Source organism: Sphingobacterium tabacisoli, from assembly GCF_017908035.1.
GTDB classification, from domain to species: domain Bacteria; phylum Bacteroidota; class Bacteroidia; order Sphingobacteriales; family Sphingobacteriaceae; genus Sphingobacterium; species Sphingobacterium tabacisoli.
This window is the reverse complement of the sequence record NZ_JAEQMU010000001.1, coordinates 604,934-627,798: the sequence shown is the minus strand read 5'-3', so window position 1 is coordinate 627,798 and position 22,865 is coordinate 604,934. Positions and strand designations below refer to the sequence as shown.

The 22,865-nt window shown below is 41.8% G+C and carries 18 protein-coding genes; 6 read left to right on the top strand and 12 right to left on the bottom strand.

The genetic code is table 11. The annotated features are described in order from the left end of the window. Positions 1–6 precede the first annotated feature (6 nt). On the top strand, positions 7–381 hold the full coding sequence (locus tag JKG64_RS02430) for a YchJ family protein (protein WP_246512462.1): 375 nt from the start codon (positions 7–9) through the stop codon (positions 379–381). 309 nt (positions 382–690) lie between these two features. Here JKG64_RS02430 and JKG64_RS02425 read toward each other — a convergent pair whose 3' ends face one another. From JKG64_RS02425 to JKG64_RS02395, 7 genes are all read right to left on the bottom strand, one after another. Continuing rightward, on the bottom strand, positions 691–3,000 hold the full coding sequence (locus JKG64_RS02425) for a Gldg family protein (protein ID WP_210352749.1): 2,310 nt from the start codon (positions 2,998–3,000) through the stop codon (positions 691–693). A gap of 22 nt (positions 3,001–3,022) precedes the next feature. Next, positions 3,023–3,943: an ABC transporter ATP-binding protein gene (locus tag JKG64_RS02420; protein WP_210352748.1), complete on the bottom strand. Its 921-nt coding sequence runs from the start codon at positions 3,941–3,943 to the stop codon at positions 3,023–3,025. Next, the gene (locus tag JKG64_RS02415) at positions 3,944–5,323 is read right to left on the bottom strand and encodes a RagB/SusD family nutrient uptake outer membrane protein (RefSeq protein WP_210352747.1); all 1,380 of its coding nucleotides are present in this window, start codon (positions 5,321–5,323) and stop codon (positions 3,944–3,946) included. Positions 5,324–5,342: 19 nt separating this feature from the next. Beyond that, positions 5,343–8,861, bottom strand: a complete 3,519-nt coding sequence (locus JKG64_RS02410; protein WP_210352746.1) for a SusC/RagA family TonB-linked outer membrane protein — start codon at positions 8,859–8,861, stop codon at positions 5,343–5,345. A 50-nt stretch (positions 8,862–8,911) separates the two neighbouring features. Then, on the bottom strand, positions 8,912–9,997 hold the full coding sequence (locus tag JKG64_RS02405; protein WP_210352745.1) for a FecR family protein: 1,086 nt from the start codon (positions 9,995–9,997) through the stop codon (positions 8,912–8,914). 45 nt (positions 9,998–10,042) lie between these two features. Continuing rightward, on the bottom strand, positions 10,043–10,609 hold the full coding sequence (locus JKG64_RS02400) for an RNA polymerase sigma factor (RefSeq protein ID WP_210352744.1): 567 nt from the start codon (positions 10,607–10,609) through the stop codon (positions 10,043–10,045). 246 nt (positions 10,610–10,855) lie between these two features. Then, entirely contained in the window at positions 10,856–12,766 is a 1,911-nt protein-coding gene (locus JKG64_RS02395) for an amidophosphoribosyltransferase (RefSeq protein WP_133583163.1), read from the bottom strand. A 115-nt stretch (positions 12,767–12,881) separates the two neighbouring features. Between JKG64_RS02395 and JKG64_RS02390 the strand changes: the two genes are divergently transcribed. Both JKG64_RS02390 and ygiD read left to right on the top strand, forming a co-directional pair. Beyond that, positions 12,882–13,715: an AraC family transcriptional regulator gene (locus JKG64_RS02390; RefSeq protein ID WP_210352743.1), complete on the top strand. Its 834-nt coding sequence runs from the start codon at positions 12,882–12,884 to the stop codon at positions 13,713–13,715. A gap of 103 nt (positions 13,716–13,818) precedes the next feature. Next, complete coding sequence (gene ygiD, locus JKG64_RS02385; RefSeq protein ID WP_210352742.1) at positions 13,819–14,703, top strand: 4,5-DOPA-extradiol-dioxygenase; 885 nt, start codon at positions 13,819–13,821, stop codon at positions 14,701–14,703. A gap of 10 nt (positions 14,704–14,713) precedes the next feature. On the opposite strand, the gene JKG64_RS02380 is transcribed toward ygiD, so the two are convergent. After that, complete coding sequence (locus JKG64_RS02380; protein ID WP_210352741.1) at positions 14,714–15,052, bottom strand: Rieske (2Fe-2S) protein; 339 nt, start codon at positions 15,050–15,052, stop codon at positions 14,714–14,716. 125 nt (positions 15,053–15,177) lie between these two features. Between JKG64_RS02380 and JKG64_RS23235 the strand changes: the two genes are divergently transcribed. From JKG64_RS23235 to JKG64_RS02365, 3 genes are all read left to right on the top strand, one after another. Further along, positions 15,178–16,155, top strand: coding sequence for a helix-turn-helix transcriptional regulator (locus tag JKG64_RS23235; RefSeq protein ID WP_210352740.1), 978 nt, complete (start codon positions 15,178–15,180; stop codon positions 16,153–16,155). Between the two features lie 67 nt (positions 16,156–16,222). Further along, entirely contained in the window at positions 16,223–16,804 is a 582-nt protein-coding gene (locus JKG64_RS02370) for a GNAT family N-acetyltransferase (RefSeq protein ID WP_210352739.1), read from the top strand. 158 nt (positions 16,805–16,962) lie between these two features. Next, positions 16,963–17,700, top strand: coding sequence for a class I SAM-dependent methyltransferase (locus JKG64_RS02365; RefSeq protein ID WP_210352738.1), 738 nt, complete (start codon positions 16,963–16,965; stop codon positions 17,698–17,700). Positions 17,701–17,705: 5 nt separating this feature from the next. Here the strand turns inward: JKG64_RS02365 and JKG64_RS02360 are convergent, their stop codons facing one another. The 4 genes from JKG64_RS02360 to JKG64_RS02345 all read right to left on the bottom strand — a co-directional run bounded on the left by JKG64_RS02360 (position 17,706) and on the right by JKG64_RS02345 (position 22,858). Further along, on the bottom strand, positions 17,706–18,839 hold the full coding sequence (locus JKG64_RS02360) for an MFS transporter (protein ID WP_210352737.1): 1,134 nt from the start codon (positions 18,837–18,839) through the stop codon (positions 17,706–17,708). Positions 18,840–18,995: 156 nt separating this feature from the next. Continuing rightward, on the bottom strand, positions 18,996–19,469 hold the full coding sequence (locus tag JKG64_RS02355; protein WP_210352736.1) for a DinB family protein: 474 nt from the start codon (positions 19,467–19,469) through the stop codon (positions 18,996–18,998). Between the two features lie 162 nt (positions 19,470–19,631). Beyond that, positions 19,632–20,528, bottom strand: a complete 897-nt coding sequence (locus JKG64_RS02350) for a hypothetical protein (protein ID WP_246512461.1) — start codon at positions 20,526–20,528, stop codon at positions 19,632–19,634. Positions 20,529–20,590: 62 nt separating this feature from the next. Next, a complete protein-coding gene (locus JKG64_RS02345) occupies positions 20,591–22,858 on the bottom strand; it encodes an aconitate hydratase (protein WP_210352735.1) in 2,268 nt (755 codons plus the stop codon). Positions 22,859–22,865 lie beyond the last annotated feature (7 nt).

The following is a 22,865-nucleotide window of genomic DNA, read 5'->3' as shown; positions in this document are numbered from 1 at the left end:
ATACTTATGACTTGTCCATGCGGAAGCGAGAAGGATTTTGAGCACTGTTGCGCACTGATACATAGTGGCCAACAGAAAGCCTCTACCGCCGAATTACTAATGCGTGCCCGATACAGTGCTTTTGTCGTGGCCAATATCGATTTCCTCTACAACAGCTTCCACCCATCTACACGTCGCTTCCAGAACAAACAGGATATCAAGAGCTGGGCTACAGCCAATAGCTGGATGGCCCTAGAGATTGTGAAGTCTACGCAACAGACGGTAGAGTTCAAAGCACAATATAAGGACGAAGATGGCGTCCTGCAGATACACCACGAGAAATCCAATTTTAAAGAACTACAAGGCAATTGGTACTATGTGGATGGTAGATTAATAAATTAACACTTAATATAAACTTAACACACGATTAATGCAAGGCTAACAGTTCATAGCTATATTTGTATTAATAAAATTAAATGTTATGATTAAAGATTTAGAAATCACAAATTTAGAACACACTATCGATACCCTAGAATGGTTATACGATGGCGATGACTTCGTAATTCTAGAAGACTAGAATCACGGAGCATACTTAAACTGATGTTTAAGTATATTTCAATTCGAACCACATTCAGTAATAAGTTTATATAGCAAAACAAGGTGTCAAACCTTAAAAAAAATCCCCGATTAAATCGGGGATTTTTTTGACTTCTATTTTCTCTTTCTGAGGGTAAGTACTAAGCCCCCTAGCAGTAACAATAGAATAGGTAATACATAGACAAACACCACACGCAGAGCCGATGCCCCCTTGGTGCTAAGTGTAATATCATTGTCAATCGGAAGGATTGGATCAATCATTATCGGATAGGTCTCATCTGTAAACCATTCGTACAATGCAGAGTAAAACTGCGTATTACTGTTTCCACCGGTTTTTCTAAATGTTCCAAGTTCGATATTACTGATAAAATCAGCATCACTCACCAAAGCAATCTTTTGTTCTCTATCCCCTACCATACGTGTCATGCCGATAGCAACATCTGCAAGCATTGAGCGATCTCCATTTTCCGCAGAGTAGCTTACCCGTAACGAATCACTGTCTAGCTTTGTACGCTTCAACCAGGCATTCTTTTCTTTTACCTGAAGCATAGGAAAGACTTCAAACCCGCTGCTATGAACAGTTTTAAATACGCCTGGACTCAAAAACACGGTTTTGAAGACACTGTCTTTTACCGCGCCAGCCATAATCTTACCCATTTTAGCGGATTCGCTAGCGGCTCTCGCATAAACAACATTAGCCGATATGTCCGTGTTGTTTTGAACCATAGCGCCTTCCTCAAAGTCTACTCCCAGGTAATCCAATAAAGGAGCTAGGTACACTTTCTGCTCTGGCTCAGCGAAGACCAACATATTTCCGCCTTTGTCCAGGTAATTCTTAATCTTGCCAATCACTACAGCGCTTAGATGTTGTCTTGGGTCTGCGACCACCAACGTGCTGATGTCAGAAGGAATCTCTTCGGTGTCTAAAGATAAGCTGTAGGAATCAAAGCCATTGTTTACCAATGAATTTCGTTGCGTAATATCATTTGTAGCTTGACGGTAACCGCGTTCGGTTGTATTGTCGATAGCGCGCATATCATAGCCACCTACAAATGCAACCTTCGCCCCTCCTATCTGAAGACGCTTTAGGGCAGCCACAATATTAGGCTCTCCCGGATGCTTGAAAAAATCATTATACAACCGTAAGTATGTTTTTTTATCGCCACTTTCTAAAACGCGTACCATACGGTTGCCTTCTGCAGATAGATCTATTTTTTTACGTATCTCAGCAGGTGTTAGAAAGTCATTGATATTGAGCTTGTAAGTCTCTACCACATTATTAGCAACCTGCTCCAACGAAAGGCCTTTATTGATTTTGTTCTCAAACAAGGATTTGTTTTCGCAGGTATCATAATAGTACACATACTCCATTTCCATATCTGGTAGGAAACGTTGGTACTGCTCGAAGCGGGACATATCTGCATTCCGTTGCTTCTTGGCACCGATATTATAATCGGGATCTAGGAGATTGACATAAGTTGTAATCTTTAATGGTTGCTCCATTTTCTTCACAACCGCTATCCCTGTCTTGCTGAGCGTGCGCGTTCCCTGCGAAGTGACATCGTTATAGAATGTCATACGCGGAAGAGAAGCGACATAGCCGATACATACGAGCGCTACCACAAAACTCGTATAGATAGCGATTTTTTGACCGATGCTTTTAGAAGAACGTGCCATTTCCATTTTAAGAATAGTCAGTCCTAAAAACAAAGTAACGACAACCAGAAAATAGATAATGTCTTTGGAACGAACCAGCCCCCCAATCATACTATCTGCCTTTCCACTCACCGAAAAGAAGTAAGCAATATGACGCACAAAATCCACATCCTGCCATAAACCACCTATATAATGTAAAAACGTAAGCAGTACCAAAGTACTTATCGCCGCTACAACCTGATATGAGGTAAGACTAGATAGGAACAGACCGATAGCAGCATAAGCTCCAAAAAGCAAGAACAAACCTGCTAAAGCGGTAAACATCCAGGTCCATTCAAAATTTGGGATCACCGCACCTCCACAGACTATAAAAACGAACAACAACGAAAACAGTAACAATCCGTAGACCATTATACCTAGGTATTTGCCCAGTATGATTTCCGTGGTGCTGATTGGTGAGGACTGTAACAGCTTAATCGAGCCACTGTGCAGCTCCCGACTGATAAGCCCCATAGTCAATAAGGGAACAAAAAGATACAATTGCGATTGTACCGTTAAGAAAAGCCCGGGGGTCTGCCCATGGGTAAAGATATAGTCCGTTAGATTGACTGTATTATAGCCCAATGCTTTGTATGAAGCATACAGCTCGAGTTTGGTGACAAACGAGATTCCGAACTGTACTGCAAACACTAAAAAGACCAGCCAAGCAATAGGAGAGAAAAATAATGATGCAAGCTCTAACCTTGCAATTCTAAGTATAACACGCATAATTAAATAGCTTGAACAGTTTTTAGTGTGATGATAATTGCTTGAACACATCATCCAGTGAGCTCTTCTCTTGGGAAATCTCCTTCAAGCCCCATTTCTGGGATACACTCAGATGTATAATCGCTTCATTGACCTCTTTGGATTTGTCTACTTTAAAAACAATCTCATGATCATCGTATCGAACAATAGACTCTATCCCGTCGATTTGAAGGAGCTCCTCTGCTGTCGGCGGATTTTTCATCCATACTTTAACCTCATTCGACTCGATGTAATTATTAAAAGCATCCATCGTATCGGCAAATACAATCCTTCCACCCTCAATCATAATAATATCCTTGCAGAGTACCTGTACCTCACTTAATATATGTGAAGAGAAGATAACAGCACGTTCTTCCGCTATTTCTTTAATCAGCTTACGCACCTCAATAATCTGGTTGGGATCTAAGCCGTTGGTCGGCTCGTCCAATACCACTAGCTGAGGTTTGTGGATAATGGCCTGTGCTATACCAACACGTTGCCTATAGCCTCCAGAAAGGTTACGCAACAATCTATTACTAAAGTGCGCTATACCACAACGCTCTTTTGCAGCTTCTACAGCTGCTTTAATTTCTTTCGGAGCAATTCTTCTTAAGTAAGCACAGTGCGTGAGGTATTCATCCACAGTTAGTTCCAGATGCAGTGGCGGATTCTGTGGGAGAAAACCAATTTTCTTTTTAGCCTCGCGTGCATTCTCCCGCGTGTCTAAGCCGTTGATCAACACCGTACCCTCGGTCTGGTTTAAGACACCACATAGAATGTTCATGGTTGTCGACTTACCTGCACCATTGGACCCTAGCAGTCCCAATATCCCCTTCGTGTTGATCTCGAAGTTGATATCTTTGATTGCCCACTGACTACTATATCGGTGGGACAATCCTTTTATCGTTACTATATTTTCAGACATTTATCTATCGTTCTGTATGAATCCTTTTATCTTCACCTCGTTATCTGGCAGAGGAAGTGTCCATTTCTTATCATTTGGCTCCAACGTATACACCTTGTCATTGTTATTACGTTGCAATTTGACCAAATATTTTCCCTCCTTGTTCTGTCTTCTATAATCTTCCCAAGCCAATCCTTTGAAATACAGTTCGCGTCTTCTTTCTTTCCAAACATACTCCATTAAATCGCTGTAATCTGACACTTTGATTGGATGATAATTACCTTTTTCAAACCTATTTTTACGTAGATTATTTAGCACAGCCGTTCCATCTGCCGTCTTGTTGTTGCGAATTAGGCATTCTGCGTAGTTCAAATGTATCTCACCCGCAGACACGCCAACGAATATGTTTATAGCACCAGAAAAAGAGGCTTTAAATTCCATTCTACCATCCGCTTTGATTCGATTGAAGAACAGCGTTTTACGTAAATCATGAGTCTCATATAGATTTAATATTCCAGCGTCTGCATTAAAACCTGTATAAGACGATCCAGGTTTATTTATATGTGCATAGTATAGCAGTTCTGGATTAGACATACCATAGTCATCAGAGAATGGTGCAGCTTTCGTCGAGTCGATGGTATTGTAATCGTTCAACTTATTATTCTTCTGATAGGCCAATTCTGCATATTCCAATGCTTTATCATATTTCCCCATCTGCATCAATGTACGTACTAAAAGAGTCGCCGCAATCGATTTACTAGGCCGAAATACACTGGTAGATTTCTCTGGAAGCAGCTCTATAGCAGCCTCCAAGTCTTTTACTATAAACTGATAGACCTCTTCGACCGTACCACGGGTTACCGCTTCCGTAACATCTCTAGAACGTTTGATAGGTATTCCCAAATCTGTCCCCGCTGTCTTTGCATCATACGGTTTACAGAACAATTGCGCCAACTGATAGTAACTATAACCACGAACGAATGATGCACTGCCGATCGCATTATTCCAGGCCATTTGCTCTTTTGGCGTTGGGGTGATACTGCGTGCCTCCAAGGCTAAATTAGCATATAAGATCCGCTGATATCCGTTATTCCAATCCGTAGACTCATAACCTCCAAAAATCTCCTTTTCCCATAGATACCCATTCACCTCATAGGGTAAATTAGACAACCATGTTTTCAAGGTGCCATCGGGCAAATGATATTCGGCAGCACCTACTAATCCTAAGGATACGGAAGCTCGTTCGTTTATAACGCTAAAATTATCCATAAGCCCTTGATAATCTTCAATTAGATTTGGCACTACTTGAGATTTATCACGCTTAACCTCCAAAAAATCTTTACCACAACTTGCTGTCAACAACAAGAAGGGTAATACATATGTAAATTTTGATATCTTCATTTTATTCATTCCTATAACACTACAAACTCAATTGTAAACCTAAATTATAACTACGTGGTAGTACAAACTCCGCCGCATGATAGTCTGGGTCTAAGCCCTCTTTATTAGCTTTCCACAATAAACCTAAATTGGCCACATTCCCAGTGATACGCATTGACTGGAATGGAAGCTTTGGCATTCTGCTTTTTGTAATTGTATAACCAAATGTTATATCCCGCAGACGAACCAAATCTCCTCTTGTAATCAAAGCATCTGAGAAATTATAGTTTGTCGAACCATTTCCGTTATACACGTCAGAATAAGCAGGCACATTGGTAAACTGCTCGTCACCCGGTTTTTGCCATCTATCAAAATAATCCATATGGTACACTCCATTGAATTCTCCTCCAGAATACATTGAACTACGACGGAATACTGAACCTGATTTCCATGTAATTAAAAAGCTAAAATCAAAGTTTTTGTACGAGAAGTCATTACGTACAGATCCGTAATAAGGATCAACGGACACACCAGCTTTATTCAATGAATCTAAGCGTAATGAGTTATGAAAAGCTAAATTGTTTGTTGTACGTTCGCCATTGATATACATAATGGGCATTCCTGTTTCCCCGTCCAAACCGTGCCATGGGATAGAGTAAATTAAATCCCGACTCACACCAACAACAGCCGCAGGAGGTGTGGCGTAATAATCATAGATTACTGCTGTAGGATTAGTGTATACCTCGGTTATTTTATTCTTAGTGAAACTAAATAGAACGGTACTATTCCAAGTAAAATCACCAACTAGATTTTTAGAGTTCAAAGTCAAATCAATTCCTTTAGTACGCATCGCTGCATAATTTATAACGTTACTACTTGCAGCTGTCCCCCCCGTAATAACACCTGTACTTGGTGCCATAAAATTCTTGCCGATCAAATCTGTTGCATCTTTTATATAGAACTCAAAAGATCCTGACAAACGATTCGACAGTAAGCCGAAATCTATAGCGGCATTGGTTGTGGATACCGTTTCCCAACGTAATGTAGGGTTTCCAGTACTGCGCAAAGTCGCCTGGCTTATATTATTCGGGCGCTTTACGTTGAATTGTAATAACGGAAAATGTGACACCTCTTTAAACGTATTCCCTGCTTTACCATAGGTCAACCGTGCGGTCAATTGTGATATCCAATCTACATTAAACATCGGTTCTTTATGCACATGCCAAGCACCACCAACGGACCACAATGGGATACCTTTTTGGTTAGTCTTCACACCATACAGATTTGATGCATCCCAACGCCAAGATGAGCTTAATACATAACGATCTAGATACTCATAACTTACATTAGTGAAATAAGAGATGAATCGATCCGTAAAATGACTCAAATCAATTGGAAATACACTTGGAATAGTGGCTCTTCCATTGGGTCTAGTCGGGTAGTTCTCTGTAAAATTGAACAACGATTCCCCTTGACCTGTATTACTATTGTATTTATACAACGTGTGCCCGGCTGTCGTATACCTTATAGACTCATTCACCTCTCCCCCAACTAGGGCATTAATCTGGTGCTTATCGTTAAATTTTTGATTATAATACAAAGTAGCACGAGCATTGTGATAATTCGAAAAATACGGTATACCCAAGATCTTTATATCACCATAAGGAATAACTTGATTCATCTTGTCATCTGTGAAGCGATTCACCAGATTGCGCACGTAATACGACTCTTTATCGTAGTACCTTTCTGCACTATTCTGCCCGTATCCATAATTATAGTTGACAGCAGCCTTAAAATGCTTTAGAAACGTATAATTTGCTTCGACATTAAAACGAAGCTCTTTTGCCTTGCCATTATTGTCGATCAACTCTCTTTCTAACAAAGGGTAATAATTCCAATCCAAGAGGCCACTATTTATTGGGTCGTCCTTATAACTCTGTCTATAATCTTTGACCATAGCTATCGGATTGCCCATTTCATCGGCCAAACGTGCATAAGGCGACAATCCTACACCAGCTCCGGAAGTAAGGTTACTACTTGTTAGCGAATTGGTTTTGGATTTACTATCTGTATAATCTATACGAGCTGTAATGTTTAAATCTTTTGCTGGCTGAAGTATATGTTGAGTAGATACATTAAACTTCTGATTCTCTTCTCCTATCCAATTCGTTCTACCTTTATTGTATCCCGCGGCTAAGTAATACGCGTAGTTTGATGCTCCTCCTGAAAGATCCAAACTATACTGTTGCGTTATCCCTGTCTGCATCAAGTACTTTGAGATTTGATCCCGCACTTCTGTATTTCGCATACGCTCTTCTACCTCCGCCAACTGCGCATCGCTTATGCTTCCTGCTTTATGTTTGAACAACCACTCTGCATATTCCGGAATTGCACTTTGATTCGAATTGGGGTTATATTTACCTCGTTCGAACTGTACTTTCTCTACATCCATAATAACCGAAGAAGGAAGTCGGTTACGAGTGCTCAACAGATCAGGTTTTTCATCAAAGGTGCTTCTATAAGAAAAGTTAATTCTGCTTTTCTGTCCAAACTTTCCTTTCTTTGTCGTTATTACAATTACGCCATTTGCTGCTCTTGCTCCCCAGATAGACGCAGCAGCAGCATCCTTCAATACCGTAATGCTCTCTACATCGCTCGGATTGATGAAGCTAAGATCTACACCATAGCTATTATTTCTATCATATAGATTTCCTTCGTAAGGGAAATTATCCACAACAATCAGTGGACGCTTATTGCCTTCTAAGGTAGATAGACCTCTCACCCTGACATCCGCTATATTAGAGCTACCCGTCTTTGTGAACTGCATACCACTCACCATTCCCTCTAGACGCTGTAAGATATCAGGGCTAGTTCCTCTTTCGATCGTTTTATTATCGATATGGACAAATGAGCCCGTTGCACGCTCTCTAGGTGCTTGATAATAACCGGTATTCATCACATTTACCTCTTCAATAGCTTGATCTGAGGGAAACAGTGTAATTGTACCCATCTGTGGGCGAGCCACCGCCTCTACCGGTTGATGCCCCAAATAAGTGATACGGATAATACTCTCGTTCGATACATTGGTCAGCGTAAAATAACCATTCTCATCACTTAATGCTCCTCCACTACTTCCTTTTACCTGAACAGTTGCACCTTTAACAAAACCTCCTTTATCATCCAGTATACGGCCTTTCACCTCGATGCCCTCTTGCAGCGCATTAGCGACAGCTTTCCATTTAGGCACTGTTGTTGCCTTATGTTCTATCGTGATGAGCTTATCTGATATACTATACTTTAAAGGCTGATTATGCATCATTTGATCCAGTAAAGCATGCATATCATACTCGCCTGCAGGCAGACTGACTACTTTCAAGCGCTTAATATCCTCGTTCGAATACACAAATCCGTAACCAGACTGTTTTTTGATCTCCTTAAAGATTTCTGACGGCTTAGTCTGTACTGCCGTAAACCGTATTTTCTGTGCCATCGCATCCATTTGAAAAGTCAATGGAGCATACAGCAGTAGAAAAGCTGCAATTTTACTTCTACTTACCATTAGGTTAACTACTAAATATTAGATTGATTAATTAAAAAATTGATTGTTCATTATTTTACGAGGATGTTTCTCCCCTGTATCTCAAACTTCACTTTACCAGTACGTTCCAATGCGTTCAATACTTCATAAAGTGACCTATCCCGAGGTATCATCCCATCGAAAGATTCATTTTTATATTTTTTATCCTTCCAAGTAAAGGATACATCATACCATCGCTCCAATTGCTTCAAGAGATTCTCCAGGCTTTGGTTGCTGAATGCAAAATCGTTGTCCTTCCATGCCAGTGCAATATCTAGGTCTACCTCCTTGACCTCTATTCCTTGGGCCGAAAGCACCGCTTGTTGACCAGGTTTCAACACCTCGCTTCCGCCGTGTTTGCTATCCTCTATCGCAACACTACCTTCTTCGAGCGTAGTCAACGCAACCAATTCGTCGTCGTAACTCGCTACACTAAAGCGCGTACCTAGTACCCGAACCAACTGTCCTTTAGAACGCACTGAAAAAGCAATAGGATTACCACTCTTTTGATCCCGTCGCTTCACGACATCAAAGTAAGCCTCACCACTTATCGTTAGTTCACGCACATTAGCTACTGCATTGTAAGCATAACTTAAAACTGAACTTGGATTTAGTACCGTTGAAGATCCATCAGGCAATAAAAGCTTAATACTCTTACCTTTTGGTGTCGTTACTGTAAATCGTTCTTCAGAAAGAACCTTTCCTGTATCGATATACTGCGTGAGTCCATTTTGTTCATCTAGCGTAAACTCCCGTCCGTCGGACAAAGTCAATATAGCGCCCTCTTCATTGGGCAAGATATGCTGTGTATTCGCTACGGTGATAGGCTCTGGGCGTTCCATATTGGTGATATACAACAGTGATAATATCCCTATTGCAGCAGCAGCTACGCTACCCGTCCAACGCCAAATTTTGATTCGTGATTTTTTAGTTGCTAGTTCTTGAGAAATTCCCGTCCACATCTGATCACCTACCGAATAGATATCGTCTGTAAACTGGGGCATCGTGTTATCTTGTACAGCTTTATTATACCACTGTTGAATGGTCTTCTTCTCTTCTTCTGTACAGGTTCCGTCGATGTACTTTTTCCAAAGTCTTTCAATTTCCTTATCCTCCATAAAAGTTATATTGACTAGTTTATATAGAGTACAAGCAAAAGCAGACTAGGTGGACATAAAAAATAAAAAAAAAGTAAAAATTATTTTAGTCATACCTGAGCGTATGATTTTAAGTGCCCTGTTGATTGTCTTTTTCACATTATCCGTTGTCACTTTCAGCTGTTCTGCAATCTCCTTATGGCTAAGATTCTCGACACGGGACATCCTAAATATAGCTTGCATTTTTGGTGGTAATGCTTCTATTCCTTTTTCAATCTCTGCTTCCAGCTCTTTATATAAGACATCTTCCTCTACATGGAGGTATTCGTCAAAATTATGAACCGGGAACGTTCTTTTAAGATACTTTTGTTCGACTTTGCTCCGTAGCGAACGATTGATTACGCGGTTACGCAGGGAGACGTAAAGAAACGGTTTTATTTTATCGAACTGAATCTTCGACCTGTTTTCCCAGGCATAGATAAACAAATCCTGCACCACATCTTTCGCTTCTTCTTCGTCCCGTAGCATACGGACTGCGTGGCTATACAGCAATGGCCAATAACTCATGTAGACATGATAAAAAGCCGTCATGTCGCCATCTTGGATCTTGTTAAATAAAATGCTGTCGTCCATTCTACAAATTAACGGCCCTGATAACATCGTATTCTAGCTATCTGTATGCAAAACATCAATACCTATCATCGCGGAGCCCGAACGGGATAAATATACAACTTACACCATAAAGCTTATTAAAATCGATATTAATCCATTATTTTGATACAATAACACCAACTAAAACAACAGTAATTTATCTATTTAGCAATAAAAAAGGCTAACCCTAGTGGATTAGCCTTCTCTATATGTTATTATCGATTGCGATTACCTACTAAAATAAGCTCTCACATTCTTTCCTTCTACCCAATTCATGAAGGCTTTATTGACTACTTTGTTTCCTCCTGGAGTAGGATAGTCTCCAGAGAAATACCAGTCACCTCTATGATTAGGACAAGCAATATGTAAATTATCCAACGTTTGGAAAATAACAACCAGCTCTGCATTCAAATCATGTGGTCTTACGATTCGAGCGATTTCAGCAGATATTTCCTCGTCCGTAAAAGGTTCGTAGATTGCTTTTACGTAGTTCTCGATTTCGTCTTTCGGTTTTACGATAGAAGCGACACATTTTTGATAAACCTCATCAATAATATGTGACATCCCTTTGCGTTTCAACAGGTTTATTGCGGCCTCGAAAGCGACAAACTCTCCCATTCTTGACATATCAATACCGTAACAATCTGGATAGCGTATCTGTGGTGCTGATGATACGATTACAATCTTTTTAGGGTGCAGACGGTCCAAGATAGTCAATATAGACTGCTTCAATGTCGTACCTCTTACGATAGAGTCATCAATAGCGACGATAGTATCCTCGTGATCACGTACAATACCATAAGTTGTATCGTATACGTGCTGTACCATATCCTGTCTATCTGCATCTTGCGTAATAAAAGTACGTAGCTTCGCATCTTTTACATTCAGCTTCTCAAAACGTGCGTGTATACTTAAGATATCATCCAATTCCTGATCTGAGATTTTCTCATCTCTATTTAATAGGATATTTTTCTGATAATCCCTTACATACTTACTCATTCCTTCCATCATACCGTAGTAAGATACCTCCGCAGTATTAGGAATAAACGAGAACACTGTATTTTTGATGTCGTTGTCGATAGACTTCAACACTTGATCGCATAATAACTTACCTAGCGACTTACGTTCTTGGTAAATATCCGCATCCGAACCTCTAGAGAAATAAATACGTTCGAAAGAACATGATTTTTGCTCGACAGGTTGTCTAAACATCTCTTGCGAAATAGAACCATCCTTCTTCGCAATCAGTGCGTGTCCCGGTTTGATCTCTTGAACTGCTTCCAACGGGATGTTAAAAGCTGTTTGAATCACAGGTCGCTCGGATGCCACAACCAACACTTCGTCGTCTTGGTAAAAGAATGCAGGACGGATACCCGCAGGGTCACGCATCACAAAAGCATCACCATGACCTAAGATACCAGCTATAGTATAGCCACCATCCCATGTTTTAGCCGAACGGGTCAAAATCTTAGCGACGTCAAGGTGCTTACCAATCTGAGCAGAAATCTCTATATTAGAATAGCCTTCTTTCTTGAACTGGTCGAACAACTCTTGATTCTCATCATCCAAAAAGTGACCAATCTTCTCCAATACAGTAACGGTGTCCGCTTGTTCTTTAGGGTGTTGCCCTAAATCATAAAGCTGCTGAAGCAGTTCGTCCACATTTGTCATATTGAAATTCCCTGCTACCACTAGGTTACGGGTCATCCAATTGTTCTGTCTCAGGAAGGGGTGGCAACTTTCGATGCTGTTTTTACCGTGTGTACCATAGCGCAGGTGCCCTAATAATACCTCTCCTGTAAAACTAACATTGTCTTTAAGCCATTGCGTATCCTTAGATTCCTTCGGATAAGCTTTATTTACAGCTGCAAATTTTTTCTGAACGTATTCAAAAATATCTGCTACTGCTGTAGATCCCATAGCTCTGTACCGGCTGATGTACCGGTTACCTGGTTTTACATCAAATTTAATGGTTGCAATACCAGCCCCATCCTGTCCACGGTTATGTTGCTTCTCCATAAGAAGATACAACTTGTTAATCCCGTAGTAAGGAGTTCCATATTTTTCCTGATAATATGAGAGGGGTTTTAATAGTCTGATAAGTGCAATACCACACTCGTGTTTTATAGCGTCACTCATAGCTTGAATTGATGATGCAAAGGTACAAAAATTAGAGTTCTTACTAAAGAACCCCTGCATTTTTTTTAAGTAAAAAACTTTCGGGTGACATAATCCCTTTACTTATCTTTAATCCATGGATGAATTATTCAAAATTTACAAAGTAGATATACAGGAGGCTAATCGCATCAAGAACAGCACCAATCTGCCCCATAAGCATGATTTTGAAGAACTCATTATCGGTATGGAAGGGCAGCTAGGCCATTTTATCGATTATCAAGAACAGCATTGGCAGGCTCCCTTTATCACCTTTGTTACAAAAGGCAAGGTGCATCGGGTGCAGCCCGATGCTCTAAACGGAGTGTGTGATTTTTGGGTACTACGTTTTAAAAGTGAATTCATCCCCGAGATTACGTTTCAACTTTATAACACCTATCATGACCATGCAAATTTCCAGCTGCGAGATCGCGCGGGCCTCCATCGTCTCGATACGCTATGTCTGCTGATAATGGAAGAAATACAACAGCCCGTACCCGAGCTTGCTATTATACGTAGTCTCCTATCCTCCCTTTTTGTCCTGATCGAATCGGAGCGTAAGAAAGTACTAGGAGACAAAGAGTCAACTTCTGCTCCCGCTCAAGACAGCACTTTTCAAAGTTTTCTAGCGATCCTAGAGGAAAATTTCAGACGTCCCGAAGGCGTTAACTTTTACGCTGAAAAGCTCTTTATGACGCCCCGTGCACTGAATGGAATAACCCAACGGATCCTGCAGCAAACCGTTTCGGAAATCATCGAAACAAGCAAGCTTACAGAAGCGAAAAACCTTCTTTTCAGCACCGATAAGAATATTGCGGAAATCGGATTCGAACTAGGATATAGCGACAAGGCTTACTTTACGAGTGTATTTAAAAAGAAATCCGGGATGACACCGACCGAGTTCCGACAGGATATACGCTCACAGATTACATAATCCTTATACTCTTTTGCGCTATTTTCATACCTGCCCGACAAAAACTGCCGTAAATTTGTACTATATATTTTCAGACGCTAAAAACATCAAACAAATGGAAGATATGAATAGAAAGCAATTTTTGACTGCAGTTGCGGCACTTCCGCTAACGGGGGCAGCTGTTAAACTGGGCTCTCTCCATAGCTTTGCCAACACATTGGACACTACGGACAAGATGCCTGTATTATTTTTAGGTCACGGTAGCCCAATGAATGCTATTGAAGACAATGAATTTGTCCAAGGTTTCAAGAATATAAGTAAAGAAATAGAGAAACCAAGAGCGATTTTGGTTATCTCGGCACACTGGGAAACCCGTGGCACCTATGTTACTGCCATGGAAAACCCAGCGACTATACATGATTTTGGAGGTTTTCCGCAAGCACTCTTTGATGTGCAATATCCAGCTCCGGGCTCTCCCGAACTGGCTAAGCTCACCAAAGAAATCATTACGTCCACCGATGTACATCTGGATGAAAAATGGGGACTCGACCACGGATCCTGGTCTGTAATCAAGCACCTCTATCCTAATGCTGATGTTCCAGTCATACAGATGAGCATAGATTATACGCAACCGGCCTCGTACCACTATGCACTAGCGAAAGAACTGGCAGCCCTACGGCACAAAGGAGTACTTATTGTAGGTAGCGGAAATATGGTTCACAACCTTCGGATGGTTTCCTGGTCACATATCGATACCGCAGGCTATGCTTTCGACTGGGCGAAACAGGCCGATGAGAAGATGAAAAAGTATATCAATGAAGGTAATCATCAGGCCTTAATTGACTATGATAAACAAGGTGCGGAATTCCAACTGGCGATCCCTACACCGGAACACTATATGCCGTTGCTATACAGCTTAGCGTTACAGGAAAAAAATGAAGAGTTAAGCATCTTTAATGACCAAGCGGTAGCGGGATCACTCACGATGACATCGTTAAAAATAGGGTAAGACCACTTTGTTAGAGCTTAGCGAACAGACGCTGAAAGAAGCTATCTTTGACCTCAATACACCATCTGTCCGCAACGATTTGAAGTGGATAGATGGTAATAAAGTTGCCCTGCCCCTGTGCGCCCCTCCCTGTTTTCAGATCAAACTCCTGCCGATGGTAGGGACATACGACGACCCCGTCTTTACACCAGCCTTGATCCAGTGGAGCTCCTGCATGTGGGCATTTCCTTGAAAAGGCAATCCATCGCCCATCATGGAAAACCAAACAGAATGTCAGTCCCGATACCGAAACTTGCCGTATTCTCTCATCAGTTATCAAATATTCTTCTGGTATCTCGACCCAAGCCATGGTATAAACTTACATAAAATAGAAATAACGTCCCATAGATAAACATCAGATCCGGATTTATTTCAAGTTCCTTATCGATTATATAAAGCTTTTTTTCTAAGTTTAAGCTCAATAAATAGATTAAAGTGTCCGTTGATTTAAAAAAGAGATTTGACCGGATTGTAGAGATTCTGATCCAATTGCAATCCAAAAAAGTGATTAAAGCCCAAGAGCTGGCTGATCGTTTTGAGGTAAGCTTACGCACCATTTATAGGGATATCAAGAGTTTAGAGCAAGCTGGCGTACCCATTATTGGTGAAGCTGGCAGTGGATATTCGTTGGTAGATGGCTACCGGCTCCCTCCTGTCGTATTTACCAAACAGGAAGCCATGAGTTTTATCGCCGCGGAAAAGCTAATGGAGAAGTTCATGGACAAGAAGCTGATGTCAGATTATAAATCAGCCATGTACAAAGTGCGGTCTGTACTCAAGCACAACGAGCGGGATTCGATCAGCGTTATCGAAAATCAGATTATCATGGGCAAATCCAGCTATGACACCTTTAATCAATCAGTTCCCCATGCCCTGCAGACTGTATTCGAAAGTATAGCACATAAACGCCAAATAGCCCTATCCTATCAAGGGGCCAATGACGGACAGCCTGATACCAGGATAATCGAACCTATAGGCTTATTTCACGAAAATAACTTCTGGTACATCGGTGCTTATTGTCTAAAAAGGGAAGACTACAGGCAATTCCGGGCCGACCGTATTTTCACCATAGACCTCCTCGCGCAGACGTTTACCCAGCAGCATATCAGCCTTGAAGAATTAATGGCCAACCGGAAAAACAATATTCCTCCTATCTCCTTGCATATACGTGTAGGACTGGACACAGCTCCACATTTGGATTGGCAGAAGAAATATTTTGGCTTCACACACGAACACCGCACAGCGCAACATGTCGATTTATTCTTCGAATATAAAGGTGCTCTGGATTACTTTGCCCGTTGGTTTATGATGTATGCCGACGACGCTTGGATTGTCAGCCCGCCTCTTCTCAAAGAGCGTGTGGAGACTATTCTAGAGCAGAGTATAGGCTGTATCAAAACTGTGCTTCCATAGGTTGCCAGTCATGCAGTGGAATTAACCAATCGGTCAAACAAAACGGTGTAAATAAAGTTAACTATACATGACACATAACAGTCCAATGCCACCCATCATCCAAGTTTCTGAAGCAATTGATTTACGGATCAGTGCCGCAGATCAGGCCGAAGGGCTTTTTCAAGCAATTGAAAATAACCGGGCCTATCTCGGAGAGTTTCTTCCTTGGGTGCCGTATATGAATACCTTATCGGACAGTATTACCTATCTCACACAATCTCAAGCCAACTGCATAGCGGCGACAGAATTAAGCTACAATATTTATAAAAACAATATCTTAATCGGTCGCATAGGCATTCATCAGATTGACCGGTCTAATAATAACGCCGCTATAGGCTACTGGATTTGCCAGGATGCTCAAGGCAAAGGAGTCATTACGGCTTGCTGTACCGCTTTAATCAATATTGGATTCCAACAATTGGAGCTTCAACGCTTAGAAATCCTGACAGCAACCCACAATGTCAAAAGCTCAGCTATTCCTTTGCGCTTGGGTTTCATGCACGAAGGTATCATGAGACAGGTAGAACGTCACGGTGATCATTATTTCGACCTCAACATATTCTCTATGCTAAGAAAAGAATGGATAGAAAAGCACAAACAAACGCCCTAAATACAAACGGGTAAGCGTATCGGCTAATAAGTGGAGATTAGTGGTATTATAAAAACCAAAGTAGACATCCAAATTGCAGCTCTATTAAAATATGACAAATTAAATTGGTTGACTTTTACAAAATATTTTTGCTAATTTTATAGAAAAGATATGGCACCATGAAAGATAACTTTTCTACTATATCCGATCAATACGCGAAGTTCAGACCGGACTATCCCCAAGCTATCTATGACTTTCTATATCCTTTATTAAAGCAAAAAGAGTGTGCTTGGGATTGTGCGACGGGCACAGGCCAAGTGGCCCACGAGCTGGCTAAGGACTTTAATACAGTCGAAGCTACTGATATGAGTGCGGAGCAGTTGAAACACGCGTACCCCGCCGACAACATAAAATACTCCGTCCAGAAAGCAGAACATACCACATTTGCAGATGATAGCTTTGACCTTATTACCGTCGCTCAAGCGGTACATTGGTTTGACTTTCAACAATTCAATGATGAGGTAAAACGCGTAGGAAGGTCCAATAGTGTAATTGCTCTTATCGGCTATGAGCTCAACAATATCACTCCTGAAATAGACGCTATCGTACGGGCTTTCTATACCGATGTCGTCGGTCCGTATTGGGATCCGGAAAGGCGACACGTGCAAGACCGTTATCAAAACATTCCTTTTCCTTATCGTGAACTGGAGACTCCGGAGATTACAAATATCAAACTTTGGCAACTAGAAAACCTGATTGGCTATCTGAATACCTGGTCGGCAGTACAGCATTACGAAAAGAAAAACGGCAATAACCCGGTGCGGCAGATTGAGAACGACCTCCGTAAAGCTTGGGGAACTGTGGAGACAAGAAGAGTTAATTTCCCTATTATCTTCAAGGTAGGACGTGTCAAATAAGCGCCTTAGGCGCTCACTTTTCGAGCGAATAATAGATGTGCTAATAGTGCCATGGCATTAAAACCAAAACCTACAGCACAGACGCCAGTCCACTGCCCATATTGCCATGCCCAAGAAGCGACCAAGGTCCCTAAGGAACCGCCAACAAAATACGAAACCATGTATACTGTATTCAGTCGATTGGTGGCCTTCGAGTCAATCGCAAAAAAATCGGTTTGGTTCATAATATGAGAGGCTTGAAGCCCCAAGTCGAGTAAGATAATACCTATAACTAGCCCCCAATAGGTTTGGCCGGCACCAAAAGTAAAACCCCAGCTCACTAATAGAATAAGCAAAGCCGCCAATATCACCTTATAGTTGGACCACTTACGTGTAAATCGTCCTACCGAAGCTGCCGCCAACGCACCTACTGCACCCACAATTCCAAAACTACCTACTACTGTCGCGCCTACATTAAAAGGAGGTCCCTCCAAATGAAAAATCAATGTTGTAAATACCGCCGACATGCCCGCAAAAGCCATTGCACCTCTAAACGAGGCTAACCGTAGCAAAGCATGCTTCTTGGCCAAATCAAATACGGAGCGGAGCAAAGAACTATAGGTTCCTTTAAAATTGGGCGTCGGATCCGGCAAGAGCTTATATATCCCAACCCAGGTCAGCACCATCAGCCCTACAGCGATCATATACATTATCCTCCAGCCCCAAAGGTCGCCCACTACCCCACTCAGCATACGGGACAGTAATATCCCCAATAATAATCCCGACATGACCATACCGATATTAGCGGAACGCTTCTCTGTCGTAGAGAGCTCGGCAGCCATTGGCACGAATAGTTGCGGAACAACCGAGGCTACTCCCAAAATAAAGTTTGCAACGCATAACATCCAAAACTCCTTGGCAAAACAAATCCACAGCAGGCAGGCTATGACGACCAGTAGATCCAACAGCACTAATTTTCTTCTCCAGACTTTGTCCCCAAGCGGTACGATAAACAACAATCCACAGGCATACCCCATCTGTGTCAAGACGGGGATCTTTCCTGCCGCCGCCTCACCGATGTCAAAATCAGCGGCTATTAAAGACAATAAAGGTTGGTTGTAATATATGTTGGCTACGACTAGTCCTGATGATATAGTCATCAGCCATAGTGTAGACTTACTTAATTTTATGGATTGCACTATCTATCTCCTTTAGGTCGCTAACTTACAAAATGATCCTTAAAAATCCGGTAGAATACCCCAATAAAAAACGGGATTCCCTTAGAGAGAATCCCGCTGTTTATCTTTTTGACAGCATTAGTATCTTTCCCAGAAAAACGGAGGTTCGATACCTAAAGCTCTGAGGTAGACGTATCCCTGAGCTCTATGATGTACTTCATTGTCTATGAAATACTGAATATTCTCTACGACAGGAAACTCATATTCTCCAAAAATCTTAAAGTTTTCCTGAAAGCGCTCTATTGAAATCTGCTCAAATAAGGCATCAATCTTTATCGTATCGGCATCCCATCTCTCCAGGAGTTCAGCCTTTGTCGCTAATGGTAAGTCGTGATTATACTTCTCAATTACATTGCTCACTATGCTCTCTAAACCCGGAACAGCGATAGTCAACATCTCTTTTACCATATCAGAGAAAGGACGCATCCCTCCGATCGAAAAGTTAAACAAATCATGCTCCGGAAACTTCTCAATCGTACGTCTAGTCAATGTACGGTGTCCTTGCCAATTCTTTAAAAAATCTCCTTTTGAGACGATACCTTGTGTGTTCATATCTTTATATCTTTTGATTATACTCCAAAGGTACCCCGATCCTTGACAAAGGTATGTCAACAGCCTAGTCACAGTTCAATTTTTTTTAGAAAAATCAATAAAAAAGGTCTTGCTCTATTGAACAAGACCTTTTTATTCGGTGGACGAATATACTACTCCGTCTTAGAATCTAAAACCAAGCACCCAGTAGTTCTCGAAGAACCAAATTGTTTGCGATGCTTTATCCAGATTATTTCTGCCTGTTGTCCTAATTTTATTCAGATCTGTAAAACCAGTTTTGAAGCTACCTTGTAGGTACATCCATTTCAGAAAATGATACTGTACCCCTGCTTTTGCAGCAAAACCGTATCCTGCGATGTTCCAATAGTGATTCTCTCCCAATCCAAATAGGCGTACATCTGATCTCGGAATTAAAAGTCCTCCTTCTAGTCCGAACTCAGAATTAACCGATTGCTTGCGCGACTGGGAAACCCAGATATCATCATAACGTTCAATCCCAACGGTTGCAAAATTGTACCCATCGGTATGTTCGAAATGAAGGTCGCCTTCGTCAAGTGCTAGGTAATCTCCATCTTTAGCATCTCCAAATATCCCAGAAGGTACACCTGGTTCTGAGACTATTTTATCGGCATGCCCGACAAACTGGACCGTCTGCGGCATATCGACTACATACTTCATGTGATCCCACCCCAAGGAGATGCTGTAATTATCTTTTATAAAGTAACCAAAATGAAGATTGAATTGAGGAACCGTTATTCTCGCCGGGTTGACATAGGTCCAGCCCAATTTTGTAGGTCTGTCGGATGCTTTTACACCTTTTAAGGTAAAGTCGTATCCAGGTCCCTGGAAGCGGATGTCACTTTTTGCATAGCTGGAGAAATTATAGCCCCAGTGCGCGAAGAACTTTCCTTTATTACTTTTAAATCTATTATACTTAGGGTTAAAAATACTCTTTGCTACCCCTACTCCAGAATCAGAAGCTTCAACAGCTTCTTGGGCCATCGTTGATAAACCGATAGCCATTGCTCCCAAAAGGAGCATTGTTGTTTTTTTTAGCATTATTAGGAAAAAAGGGAATCCCGGTAGCGTTTACCGGGATTCCATATTATTATTGAAAAAAATTATTTTGCTTGGTTGGCACGGATAATATTTAAAGCACCGCCGGCTTTAAACCACTCGATTTGTTGTGCATTATAGGTATGATTCACCGTGATACGGTCCTCAGAACCATCCGCATGGTGTAATACCAAAGTCAATGGTTTGTTTGGTGCGAACTCAGTCAATCCGATGATATCGATATTATCCTGTTCTTGGATTTTATCATAATCATCTTTATTGTCAAAAGTCAAACCTAACATACCTTGTTTCTTCAAGTTTGTCTCGTGGATACGAGCAAAAGATTTTACTAACACGGCACGAACTCCCAAGTGACGAGGCTCCATAGCAGCATGCTCACGCGAAGAACCTTCACCGTAGTTTTCATCTCCTACAACTATAGATCCGATGCCTGCTGCTTTATAAGCACGTTGCGTCGCAGGGACAGCTCCATACTCACCTGTCAACTGATTTTGTACGTTATCCGTTTTATCATTAAAGTAGTTGACTGCGCCGATCAAAAGGTTATTGGAAATATTGTCCAAGTGACCACGGTATTTCAACCAAGGTCCAGCCATGGAGATATGATCCGTTGTACATTTACCTTTGGCTTTGATCAATACCTTCAATCCTTTTAAGTCTGTTCCTTCCCATGGAGCGAACGGCTCTAACAGCTGAAGACGATCTGAAGTCGGCGATACCTCTACCACTACGGACGATCCGTCTGCAGCCGGTGCTTGATATCCTGGATCTTCTACATCAAATCCTTTTGTTGGCAATTCGTCACCTGTCGGTGGATCTAACTTAACCTGCTCGCCGTTTTTGTTCGTTAATGTATCCGTCACTGGGTTGAATCCCAAGTCGCCCGAGATTGCAATCGCTGCAACCATCTCTGGCGAAGTTACGAATGCATAGGTATTTGGGTTGCCGTCAGCACGTTTTGCGAAGTTACGGTTGAAAGAGTGTACAATTGTATTTTTCTCTTGCTTGTCCGCACCTGCACGATCCCACATACCGATACATGGTCCACATGCGTTGGTAAATATGGTCGCATTCAAATCTTCGAAAGTCTTCAAAAGTCCATCACGGTCTGCAGTATAGCGTACTTGCTCCGAACCTGGGTTGATACCAAATTCTGCTTTCGTTACCAAACCTTTATCAACCGCTTGACGAGCGATAGATGCTGCACGTGCCAGATCCTCGTAAGAAGAGTTTGTACATGAACCGATCAATCCCCACTCTACTTTCGTAGGCCAGCCATTCTTCTGTGCCTCTTCACGCATACGAGAAGCTGGTGTATACAAATCCGGTGTGAAAGGTCCATTCAATGAAGGCTCTAACTCCGAAAGATTAATTTCGATCAACTGATCAAAATACTCCTCTGGATTTGCATATACTTCAGGATCTGCTGTCAGGTGACCTTTGATTGCATTGGCTGCGTCAGCTACGTCTGCACGATCCGTTGCTCTCAAATAGCGCTCCATTGACGCATCATAACCAAATGTAGAAGTCGTCGCTCCGATTTCAGCCCCCATATTACAGATCGTACCTTTACCTGTACATGATAGCGACTCCGCTCCATCTCCAAAATATTCTACGATAGCGCCTGTTCCACCTTTTACCGTTAAGATACCAGCTACTTTCAGGATAACATCCTTCGGTGCTGCCCATCCAGACAACTTACCTGTTAATTTTACACCAATTAATTTAGGGAATTTAAGCTCCCATGGTAGACCGGCCATCACATCACACGCATCCGCACCACCAACACCAATCGCTACCATCCCTAATCCACCTGCGTTTACTGTGTGTGAATCCGTACCGATCATCAAACCACCTGGGAAAGCATAGTTTTCCAAAACCACCTGATGGATGATACCAGCACCTGGTTTCCAAAAACCGATACCATATTTATTCGATACAGAACTTAAAAAGTTAAACACCTCCGAGCTTTCACTCTTAGCGCGAGCCAAATCCTTATCTGCACCTTCTTTAGCTTGAATCAAGTGGTCACAGTGTACCGTCGAAGGTACTGCTGCCTTGGCTCGTCCTGCTTGCATAAACTGCAACAACGCCATCTGCGCCGTCGCATCCTGCATCGCTACGCGATCCGGTGCAAAGTCCACATAAGACTTACCACGCTCATAGGCCTCTGTCGCATTGCCCGACCAAAGGTGCGTGTATAAAATTTTCTCAGAAAGTGTCAACGGTTTATTCACCATTTTACGAGCCGCGGTAACGCGTTCTTCGTATTGTGAATAAACTTTTTTAATCATGTCTATATCAAATGCCATATCTCTT